Below are 9,768 nucleotides of genomic sequence, written 5' to 3'. Positions count from 1 at the left end.
CGGCGCCGATGTCGCGAAGCTCGGCGCCGAGGGCGGCGACGAAGACGATGAGCAGCACGAGGGCGACGAGCATCGCATAGGCGCCCCACCGGAACGAGGGCTCGAGCTCGCCGAACACCCGCACCAGGCTCGCGTCGTCGCGGGTGAGGGGCGCGCGGCAGGCCAGGCACTGTGCGGTGGGGACGGCGACGAGGACCACCATGGACAACAGCCCGGTGAGCGCGAGGAGGACCCGGGCGAGCGGCGTGCGTCGAGATGTCATGGGCGGAGGGTAGTGACGCCGCCCCGGCCAGGTCTGCGTTCTGCGCGGTCGACGCGTCGCTACTCGCAGCCGATGCCGTCGCCGTCCCGGTCGAGGTGGGGGCCGTAGCCGGGGTCGCCCCGGTGGACGGGGGCGGCGCCGGCGGCGCGGGCCTCGCTGCAGTTGCGGAACGGGGTGTCCACGGGTGCGGCCGGGGACGCGGGCGGCGGTGTGGTGGGCACTGCCGGTGCGGCGGGGGAGGCAGGGACGGACGTCGCCGTCGGCGACTGGGCCGTCGGCAGCGGCTCGTCGGGGCAGCTGCTCAGCACCCGAACCATCGCGTCCTGCTCGGCCTGGGTGACCCACAGGCCGTAGGCGTCCTTCACTGCGACCTGGCGGGCGACGTAGGGGCAGCGGTAGGCCCGGTTGGGCGGCAGCCAGGTGGCGGCGTCCCCGTCGCCCTTCTGCTGGTTGAGCGGGCCGTCGACGGCGAGGAGGTTGAGCGGGTCGTTGCCGAAACGCACCCGGGTCGCCTCGTCCCACTGCTGGGCGCCCTTCTGCCAGGCGTCGGAGAGCGCGACGACGTGGTCGATCTGCACGGCGTTGCTCGTGTCGTTGCCGCGGACGAACCGGATGGTCTGCCCGCTGTACGGGTCGTGCAGGACCCCCGAGGCGACCACGCAGTCCCGGGTGCCGGGCCGGTAGGTGATCTCGACGAGGTCGCGGGCGAGGATGTCGTTGCGGGTGTCGCAGCCGTTGCGGTCGGTGTCGACCCAGCCGGAGCCGAAGAGGTCACGGTCGTAGCCGGTCCGAGGGGCGCGGCCCTTGACCTCGAGCGTGCGCGCCACCTCCAGGGCGGACCTGGCAGCGGCGTCCGTCTGCTCCGGCGTCTGCGTCGCCGGCGCGCTCGGCGTCGGCGCGCTCGGTGTCGGCGCGTTGCCGGGCTCGTGCGTCGGCGTCGGGGCAGCGGTGGGGGCAGGCCCGGTGGGCTCGGTGGTCGGCCGCAGCGTCGCAGGGTCCGAGGGCTCCGTGGACACCGCGGGTCGGTCGGTCGCCGGCGGACCGGCGATGGCGCTCCCGGTGACGAAGAGGACCGCGCCGACGACGGCGAGGCCGGCCAGGCCGCGCCGCCCGACGGCGCGCAGGGACGAGCCGCGGCGCAGGAGCGCCCAGCCCCCGGTGAGGAGGAGGTACAGGCCGCCGAGGGCCGGCGGGGCCGCCGGGTCGCCGGGGAGCACGGACAGGAGGAGCACGGCGCCCAGGCCGACGAACCACCACAGCGGAGGTCGCCGAGATGCTCCGGAGGGCACCGGTCGCCCGGGCGGGGGGACGGGCAGGCGTGGGGGCGGAGCGGGGCGAACCTCGTCGGTCACGGGCGGTCCTCCGGGAGGGGGCGTCGCCGCGGTGTGGAGGACGCACGGCAGACGCCAGATCAGCAGGTGACGACGCCAGTATCGACCATCCCCCGTCCCGGCGGCGCTACTCTCCGCCCATGACTCTGCTCTCCGGTCTGCGTGACCTCGTCCGCCGTCTGGTCGGTCGACGCCCGCGTGCGGACGTCCCGCCCGGACAGCTCGGCTCCGTGGCGGAGCTCCTCGCGGCGCTGGAGGAGATCGGGGCGCAGAGCACCGACGGCGACGGACTGGCCGCGTTCAACGGGATGTACCTGCGGGTGACCCGGCGCGTCCACCAGCGCATCACCGAGCGAGGGTTCCGCGACCCGGCGTACATGGCCCGGCTCACCACCGTCTTCGGCGGACTGTACGTCGACGCCGTCCGGGCACCGGTGGGGTCGAACAAGGCGTGGGCACCCCTGCTCGAGAGCCGCCACGACGGCGGGCGGGTGGCGATCCAGTACGCGCTCGCCGGCATGAACGCCCACATCAACTACGACCTGCCGGTCGCGGTCGTGACGACGAACCGGCAGCTGGGAGTGGGCCTCGACGCCGTCGCCGCCGACTACCGCGCGATCACCGACCTCCTGGCCGAGGAGCAGGACGCCGTGCGCCGCTCCTTCCTCCGCGGCATCGCGCTGGAGGTGGACCGCCACCTCGTCGGGCCGGTCGCGAGCCTCGTCGGCAGCTGGAGCATCGCCCGCGCCCGCGACGCCGCGTGGACCAACGCCCGGGTGCTGTGGGAGATCGAGCACCTCGAGCCGGTCTCCGGGGAGTTCCTCGGCACCCTCCAGCGCACGGTGGGTATGGCCGGCCGCCTGCTCCTCACCCCACTCAGCGAGCTGGAGGGCGCCCCCGCCCTGCTCGGCCGCTGACCCCGGGGGAGTGCGGGAGCGGGGCGCTCGCCGCCAGCCCCATCTGGGCGGCGGCCGTCCGCACGGCGTCGACGAACAGCGCGACGGAGGGGCGTGCGGTACCCGTGGCGCGGTGGGCGAGCGACACGGTGCGCATGACCGGCTCCTCCAGCGCCACGATGTCCACACCCGGGGGCAGCAGCGCGAGGGCGAGGTCGGAGACCAGCGTGACCCCCTGTCCGCCGGCCACCATGGCCAGCGCGGTGGCCTGCTCCTCGACCTCGTGCCCGATACGCGGCTCGAACCCCCGGTGCCGGCAGGCCAGGCGCACGGCGCGACCGAAGTGGGAGCGCTGCCCGGCGAGGATCCACGGCTGCTCGGCCAGCTCACCGAGCGACACGGTGTCCCCGGGCACCACGCCGGCGGGGACGGCGGCGTGGAGCCGCTCGACCGCGATGACGACCCTGCCGAGCGCCGGGTCCCACGCCCGCGGGTAGGTCGAGTACTCGATGACGAAGGAGAGGTCGAGCGTGCCGTCCCGGACGGCGTCGGCGGTCTCCTCCGGGGCCAGCTCGGTGGTCCGCACCTCGATACCGGGGTGGTCCCGGGCCAGGACGGCGAGTGCGGCGGGGAGCAGGCCCGACGCCACCGACGCCCACACCCCGACGGTGAGCCGGGCGGTGACCCCCTGCTGGGCGCGTTCGAGCGCGGTCGTGGCCCGCTCGACGGCGGCGAGGATCTCCTCGGCGTGCTCCGCGAGCAGCAGCCCGAGCTCGGTGAGCTGGACCCGCCGACCGTGCCGCTCGACGAGCGGCACCCCGACCTCCCGCTCGAGCTGGGCGAGCTGCTGGGAGACACCCGAGGGGCTGTAGTGGAGGGCGGCGGCGACCGCGGTCACGGTGCCGCGGCGCTCGAGCTCACGCAGCATCCGCAGGCGACGCAGCGACAGCTCCATACCCGTCAGCGTAGGCACCGCACGCACCGACCGTGCAGGAACTGTGCACAGCACGCTGCACGAACCGTCGCTGGACGCCGCGCGTCACCGGGCTCACGCTGGAGGCAGCGGATCTCCCGGAGGAGGTGTGGCCATGACGACGACGTCCAGCTCGCCGCGCGACCAGCGCACGGCTCCCGTCCCGTCCTCACCGGCACGGGTGCCCTCGGTCATGTCCCGCGAGCCGGAGCACCGGGTGGAGTGGACCGACCCGGTGACCGGGGCGCGGGGCTACCTCGTGGTCCACACGCTCGTGGGCGGCCTGGCCACCGGCGGCACGCGGATGCGTGCGGGGTGCACCCTGGCCGAGGTCGCCGACCTCGCCCGCGGCATGGCCACGAAGACCGCGGTGTTCGGGCTGCCTGTGGGCGGTGCCAAGGGCGGGGTCGACCTCGACCCGCGGGACCCGCGCGCGACCGGTGTCCTCGAGCGGTTCTTCACCGCGATGCACACCTGGCTGGACCGCCACTGGGTCACTGCGGAGGACCTGGGCGTCTCCCAGACCGCACTGGACGAGGTGTTCGCCCGGCTCGGGCTGGGGCAGTCCTTCCACGCCGCCATCCGGCGCTCGGCGGACCCTGCCGCGACGCTGCACCGGGTGCAGGCCGGGCTGGCCACCCGGGTCCCGGGCGGACAGCTCCTCGGCGACGTCATCGGCGGGTACGGGGTGGCCCAGGCCTGCCTCGGCGCGGCACGTGCGCTCGGTTGGGAGCCCGCGGCGACCTCCGTCGCCGTCCAGGGCGTGGGGACGATGGGTGGGGCCACCGCCTGGTACCTCCACCAGGCCGGCGTGCGGGTGGTGGCGGTGGCCGACGTCGCAGGCACGCTCTACCGGCCCGGTGGCCTCGACGTCCCGGCACTCCTCGCGCTGCGCGACCGCTACGGCGAGATCGACCGCTCGCGGGTCCCCGACGACGTCGAGCAGCGCCCGCGCGAGGCGGTGCTGTCCACCGAGGCGGACGTCCTCGTCCCGGCCGCTGTCTCCTACGCGCTCGACGCGGACACGGTCGCCGACGTCACCGCGCTCGTCGTGGTCGAGGCGGCCAACGCGGCGACCACCCCCGAGGCACAGGCCCTGCTCACCGCCCGTGGGGTGCCGGTGGTCCCGGACGTCGTGGCGAACGCGGGGGCCGCGGCGTGGGCGTGGTGGCTCCTCCAGGGGCAGGTGGGCACCGACCCGGACGTCGCGTTCGGGCGGCTGCGCACCGAGATGTGGGACCGGGTGGGCGCGCTCCTGACCGAGTGGCGCAGCGCGCGGGTGGCGCCGCGCCAGACGGCGTGGCACCTCGCCGAGGCGAACCTGCGCCTCCTGGCGGGCACGCAGATCCACATCCCCTGAGCCCGCATCCGGGCTGCGGGTGAGGCGACCGGCGGCCCGGTCGGGTGGAGCATCAGGCGACGGGCTCGGCGCGCTTGGCGACCAGCCGGGCCACGGCGTCGTCGAGGTGGGCGAGCAGGAGCGCCTTGGCCTTGGTCTCCGACTCGCTGCGGATCGCCTCGCGCAGCTCCTCGTGCTCGCGCACCTGGGCACCGAGGTCCGGGTAGGTGGTCTCCAGCTCCCCGAGGCACATCCGGGTCTCCACCAGCAGGGTCCGCATCGCCCGGATGAGCCGCGGGCTGCCCGAGCCCTCGACGAGGACCTCGTGGAACTGCTGGTCGGCGTCGGAGACACCGGGCCCGTCGCCACGCTCGGCCGCGGCCCGCATCTGCCGCAGGCTGGGGCCCAGGGCACGGTAGGTCTCCTCGCGGCGCTCGGCCATGACGATCTCCAGCGCGCCGCGTTCGATCACCGCCCGGGTCCGGTAGACGTCCACGACGTCCTCGACCGACAGCTCGCTGACGAAGACGCCCCGGTTGACGACCGCCCGGAGGATGCCCTCGGAGACGAGGCGCTGCAGCGCCTCGCGGACCGGCCCCCGGGAGACGGCGAACCGCTCGGCGAGGTCGACCTCGCCGAGCTGGGTGCCGGGCGCCAGCCTTCCGGACATGACGGCGCTGCGCAGCTCGTCGGCGATGTGCTCGACGGTCGACCGCCGCGGCGCGGGCGTGAGGTCACTGGTGGGCATGGTCCTGCTTTCGCGCGAAGAGCGTTCCGAGGGTGGGGGCGTGCGGCCGCGCGCCGGCGAGCAGCAGCCCGTACCAGATTGTCACCTGGTTGGCGGTGAGCACGGGTCTGCCCAGCCGGGACTCCAGCGCCGGCAGCACGTGGAGGGTGCGCATGGCGGTGTCGGGCACGAGCAGCACCTCGGCGCGCGGGTGGTCGTGGTGCACGGCGAGGTCCACCACCTCCTCCGGGGGAAGGGTGCCGACCTCGGCGGCCGTGACGATCCCCGCGCCGGACAGCGACACCACCTCCACGCCGGCGGCGGTGAGGAAGCCGCCGAAGAGCTCGGCGACGTCCTGCGGGTAGGTGGCGGCCACGGCCACCCGGGACGCGCCGAGCGCCTCCAGGGCGGCGACGAAGGCCAGACTGGTGCTCGAGGTCGGCACGCCGGTCACCCGGGCGAGCGCCGCGGCCTGCTCGCGCGCGCCGTCGCGGCCGTAGACGAAGCTGCCGGAGGTGCACGCCCACATCACGGCGTCCGGGCGGTGGCGGGCGAGCTGCTCGGCCCCGCCCGCGAGCCGCTCCGGGGAGCCGAGGTCGAGCAGCTCGGGGACGGCGTGCAGGTCGGTGCCGTAGACGTGGGCCACCGGGAGGTGGACGTCCAGCGTCCGGGCGGCCGCGGGGTACTCGTCCTCCGCGGCATGGCCCGGGTAGACCATGCCGACCGTGGGCCGTCGGGTGCTCGTCACGGGCGGGACTCCTCGTGGTCGGGGGCGGGCGGCTCGGGCAGCGGGGGAGGGGTGGCGTCCTCCTGGAAGACGCCGCGCAGCCACCGGCCCGGGCCCACCATCGGCAGCCCCATCCGGCCGAGGCAGGCCCATACGGTGAGCTGGTTGGCGGTGAGGACCGGCTTGCCGAGCCGCTCCTCGAGCGGGGCGATGATGTCGTAGGTCGGCAGGTTCGTGCACGAGACGAACACCGCCCCCGCGCCCGGGTCGTCGACGTCGAGGATGAGCTCGGCGACGGTGCGGTAGTTCACCCGCCAGATGCCGCCGCCGAGGCCGAGGTGGTGGGAGCGGAGCACGTCGACCCCGAGCTCGCCGAGGAACGCCACCAGCCGGTCGGTCAGCGCGGCGTCGTACGGGGTGATGACGCAGACGCGCTCGAGCCCGAGCTCCCGCACCGCCTCGACCAGCGCCCCCGACGTCGTCACCGCGTCCGGAGCACCGGCCGCGATGATGGCCTCCCGCAGCTGCGTCTCCTGGGCGAGGCCGTGGACGAAGCTCCCGGAGGTGCACAGGTAGGCGACGATCTCCGGCTCCACCCCCAGGACGTCACGGGTGGCGGCCTGCAGGTGCCGGTGCTCGGAGACGAGCTCGGCCATCTCCAGGCTCACCGGGACGGGCTCGTAGGGGGTGCGGGCGAGATGGAAGCTCACCTCCAGCGGTGCCCACCGCCACAGCTCGCGCTCCAGCGCGAGGTCGAAGGGCGCGATGATGCCGATGCCGCGCTGAGCGAGCGGACCGTCGAACTCGGCACCACTGAGCTCCACTCGGGCCTCCAGCCGGAGGATTGCCAGATTGTTGACAATCTAGGGCGGTGGCTCATACGTTGTCAACGTGCCCAGACAGCCGGTCGTCGTCGTCCTCCACGGCGGCCGCCTGCCGCCCTCCGCGCCGTTCGCGGCCGTGGCCGAGCACGCCGAGATCCGCCCCGCCGAGGCTCCCGGGCTCGCCGCCGCGCTGCCGGGTGCGGACGTGCTGTTCGTCTACGACGCCTTCAGCCGCGCGGTGCCGGACGCCTGGTCCGCCGCGGGCTCGCTGCGCTGGCTGCACGTCGCCGCCGCCGGGGTCGACGCCGTGCTCTGCCCGCAGGTGCGCCGCAGCGACGTCACGGTGACGAGCTCCCGCGGCGTCTTCGACCGGCCCATCGCCGAGTACGTGCTCGCGCAGGTCCTCGCCTTCGCCAAGGACCTGCCCGGCTCGCTGGCCAGGCAGCACGCCCACCGCTGGGAGCACCGGGAGTCCGAGCGGGTGGCCGGCACCCGGGCGCTCGTCGTCGGGACGGGCCCGATCGGCCGTGCCACCGCGCGACTGCTCAGCGCCGTGGGTGTCGAGGTGCGCGGCGCCGGTCGGCGGGCGCGCGAGGAGGACCCGGACTTCGGCACCGTGGTCGGTCCCGAGGGGTTGCACCGCGCGCTGGGGGAGGCGGACTGGGTGGTGGCCCTCGCCCCGCTCACCGACGCCACCCGTGGGATGTTCGACGCCGCCGCCTTCGCGGCCATGGCGCCCCACGCCCGGTTCGTCAACGTCGGGCGCGGCGAGCTGGTCCGCACCGACGACCTCGTCACCGCCCTGCGGGAGCGCCGGCTGGCCGGTGCGGCGCTCGACGTCGTCGACCCCGAGCCGCTGCCGCCGGACCACCCGCTGTGGGACCTGCCGGGTGTCGTCATCACGCCGCACAGCTCCGGGGACGTCGTCGGCTGGCGACATGCGCTCGTCGAGCTGTTCGCCGACAACTTCGTGCGCTGGACGCAGGGCCGACCGTTGCGCAACGTCGTCGACAAGTCGCTGGGATACGTGCCGAGCACCGGGAGCTGAGATGACCCCCACCGGAACGACCGCCCTCACCGGGATGACCGCCGTGGAGCTCGTCGCGGCCTACGCCTCCGGCGAGCTCTCCCCGGTGGAGGTGACGACGGCGGTGCTCGACCGTATCGAGCAGGTCGACGGGGAGCTGGGTGCCTACTGCCTCGTCGACCCCGAGTCCGCGCTGCGGCAGGCGAGGGCGTCGGAGGAGCGGTGGCGCACCGACCGGCCCCAGGGGCTGCTCGACGGTGTCCCGGCGTCGGTCAAGGACATCTTCCTCACCCGGGGGTGGCCCACCCTGCGCGGGTCCCGCGCGATCGACCCGGACCAGCCGTGGGAGGTGGACTCCCCGGTCACCGCGCGGATGCGGGCCGACGGCATGGTCCTGCTCGGCAAGACGACCACGCCCGAGCTGGCGTGGAAGGCGGTGACCGACAGCCCGCTCACCGGCGTCACCCGCAACCCGGCCGACCCCCGGATGACCGCCGGCGGCTCGTCGGGAGGTGCCGCGGCCGCGGTGGCGGCCGGCATGGGGCCGCTGGCGGTGGGGACCGACGGGGGTGGCAGCGTCCGCATCCCGGCCTCGTTCTGCGGGGTCGTCGGCTTCAAGCCCACCCACGGCCGGATCCCGATGTTCCCGGCCAGCCCCTTCGGTCCGCTCGCCCACGCCGGGCCGCTGACGCGCACGGTCGAGGACACGGCCCTGCTCATGGACATCCTGTCGCTGCGTGACCACCGGGACCCGACGTCCCTGGCACCGCCGCGGCTCACCTACCGGGGCGAGTTCAACCGCGAGGTCACCGGGCTGCACGTGGCCTACTCCCGCGACCTCGGCTACGTGGAGGTGGACCCGGAGGTCGGGCGGGTCGTCGAGGACGCCGTCACCCGGGTCGACGCCGCCGGGCTGCCCGTCACCCCCGCCGACCCCGGCTTCGCCGACCCGCTGGAGGCCTTCGAGGTGCTCTGGGCGGCCGGTGCCGCGACGCTCCTGCGGAGGATGCCCGGGGCCCGGGACACCATCGACCCCGGGCTGGGCCGCGTGTGGGACCAGGGCGAGCGGCTCAGCGCGGTGGACTACCTCCAGGCGCGTGACGTCGCCGCCCAACTGGGGATCACCATGGGGGCCTTCCACGAGGAGCACAACGTCCTGCTCACCCCGACCATGCCGATCACGGCGTTCGAGGCGGGGCACGACGTCCCGCCGGGCAGCGGGCTGGAGCGGTGGCCGCAGTGGACCCCCTTCACCTACCCGTTCAACATGACCCAGCAGCCGGCGATCAGCGTGCCGGTGGGGCGGACGGCCGCCGGTCTCCCGGTGGGGCTGCAGATCGTGGGACCGCGCCACTCCGACGACCTCGTGCTGGCCGTGGCCCGCTTCGTGGAGTGGGTGCTCTCCTGACCTCAGGCGCGGGTGAAGCTCAGCCGCTCACCGGCGAAGCCGTGGCGCCAGACGTCGTTGCAGGCCCGCGCCATCGCCTCCAGCCCCTCCTCGACGGTGGCGAAGACGCTGCCGGGCACCCAGCCGACGTCCCCGTTGACCAGGAGGTTGTTCCGTCCGTAGAAGAGGGCGAGGTCGGTCGCGCCCTGCTCGGCGTGGGCGGCCGAGCCCGGCTCGTAGCCGAAGGCCGGGTTGCCGATCTCCCAGGGCTCGAA

11 protein-coding genes are annotated in these 9,768 nt (G+C 74.9%); 4 read left to right on the top strand and 7 right to left on the bottom strand.

The features are described 5' to 3' along the window. A partial coding sequence (locus tag Q0195_RS04860; RefSeq protein ID WP_299275341.1) for a hypothetical protein occupies window positions 1-262 on the bottom strand: 262 nt, incomplete at its 3' end. 59 nt (window positions 263-321) lie between these two features. Beyond that, complete coding sequence (locus Q0195_RS04855; protein WP_299275339.1) at window positions 322-1,494, bottom strand: DUF1524 domain-containing protein; 1,173 nt, start codon at window positions 1,492-1,494, stop codon at window positions 322-324. A gap of 239 nt (window positions 1,495-1,733) precedes the next feature. Between Q0195_RS04855 and Q0195_RS04850 the strand changes: the two genes are divergently transcribed. Then, on the top strand, window positions 1,734-2,510 hold the full coding sequence (locus tag Q0195_RS04850) for a DUF5995 family protein (protein WP_299275337.1): 777 nt from the start codon (window positions 1,734-1,736) through the stop codon (window positions 2,508-2,510). Here Q0195_RS04850 and Q0195_RS04845 read toward each other — a convergent pair. Continuing rightward, the gene (locus Q0195_RS04845) at window positions 2,470-3,444 is read right to left on the bottom strand and encodes a LysR family transcriptional regulator (protein ID WP_299275335.1); all 975 of its coding nucleotides are present in this window, start codon (window positions 3,442-3,444) and stop codon (window positions 2,470-2,472) included. The two genes, Q0195_RS04850 and Q0195_RS04845, sit on opposite strands and share 41 nt — an antisense overlap. A 133-nt stretch (window positions 3,445-3,577) precedes the next feature. Here Q0195_RS04845 and Q0195_RS04840 point away from each other — a divergent pair, with 133 nt between their 5' ends. Next, window positions 3,578-4,822 (top strand): Glu/Leu/Phe/Val dehydrogenase dimerization domain-containing protein, encoded by a 1,245-nt coding sequence (locus tag Q0195_RS04840; protein WP_299275333.1) that lies wholly within the window; start codon window positions 3,578-3,580, stop codon window positions 4,820-4,822. 52 nt (window positions 4,823-4,874) lie between these two features. Here Q0195_RS04840 and Q0195_RS04835 read toward each other — a convergent pair whose 3' ends face one another. Genes Q0195_RS04835 through Q0195_RS04825 form a run of 3 tightly spaced genes read right to left on the bottom strand, consistent with a single transcriptional unit; the run spans window position 4,875 to window position 7,079 of the window. Then, window positions 4,875-5,549 carry a GntR family transcriptional regulator gene (locus tag Q0195_RS04835; RefSeq protein ID WP_299275332.1) on the bottom strand — a complete coding sequence of 225 codons (675 nt, stop codon included), beginning with the start codon at window positions 5,547-5,549 and terminating at the stop codon, window positions 4,875-4,877. Further along, complete coding sequence (locus Q0195_RS04830) at window positions 5,536-6,276, bottom strand: maleate cis-trans isomerase (protein WP_366518075.1); 741 nt, start codon at window positions 6,274-6,276, stop codon at window positions 5,536-5,538. The genes Q0195_RS04835 and Q0195_RS04830 overlap by 14 nt, the downstream gene beginning before the upstream one ends. Beyond that, window positions 6,273-7,079, bottom strand: coding sequence for an Asp/Glu/hydantoin racemase (locus Q0195_RS04825; protein ID WP_299275330.1), 807 nt, complete (start codon window positions 7,077-7,079; stop codon window positions 6,273-6,275). The genes Q0195_RS04830 and Q0195_RS04825 overlap by 4 nt, the downstream gene beginning before the upstream one ends. A 67-nt stretch (window positions 7,080-7,146) precedes the next feature. On the opposite strand from Q0195_RS04825, the gene Q0195_RS04820 reads away from it, so the two are divergent. Continuing rightward, window positions 7,147-8,127 carry a D-2-hydroxyacid dehydrogenase gene (locus tag Q0195_RS04820; RefSeq protein WP_299275328.1) on the top strand — a complete coding sequence of 327 codons (981 nt, stop codon included), beginning with the start codon at window positions 7,147-7,149 and terminating at the stop codon, window positions 8,125-8,127. Between the two features lies 1 nt (window position 8,128). Beyond that, window positions 8,129-9,514, top strand: a complete 1,386-nt coding sequence (locus tag Q0195_RS04815) for an amidase (RefSeq protein ID WP_299275319.1) — start codon at window positions 8,129-8,131, stop codon at window positions 9,512-9,514. 2 nt (window positions 9,515-9,516) lie between these two features. Here the strand turns inward: Q0195_RS04815 and Q0195_RS04810 are convergent. Next, on the bottom strand, window positions 9,517-9,768 hold a 252-nt coding region (locus Q0195_RS04810; protein ID WP_299275316.1), incomplete at its 5' end, for a DUF3830 family protein.

It is taken from the genome of uncultured Georgenia sp., assembly GCF_937958535.1.
GTDB lineage: Bacteria > Actinomycetota > Actinomycetes > Actinomycetales > Actinomycetaceae > Oceanitalea.
Note: the sequence above shows the minus strand (reverse complement) of the source record. Positions and strands in the feature narration are given on the sequence as shown.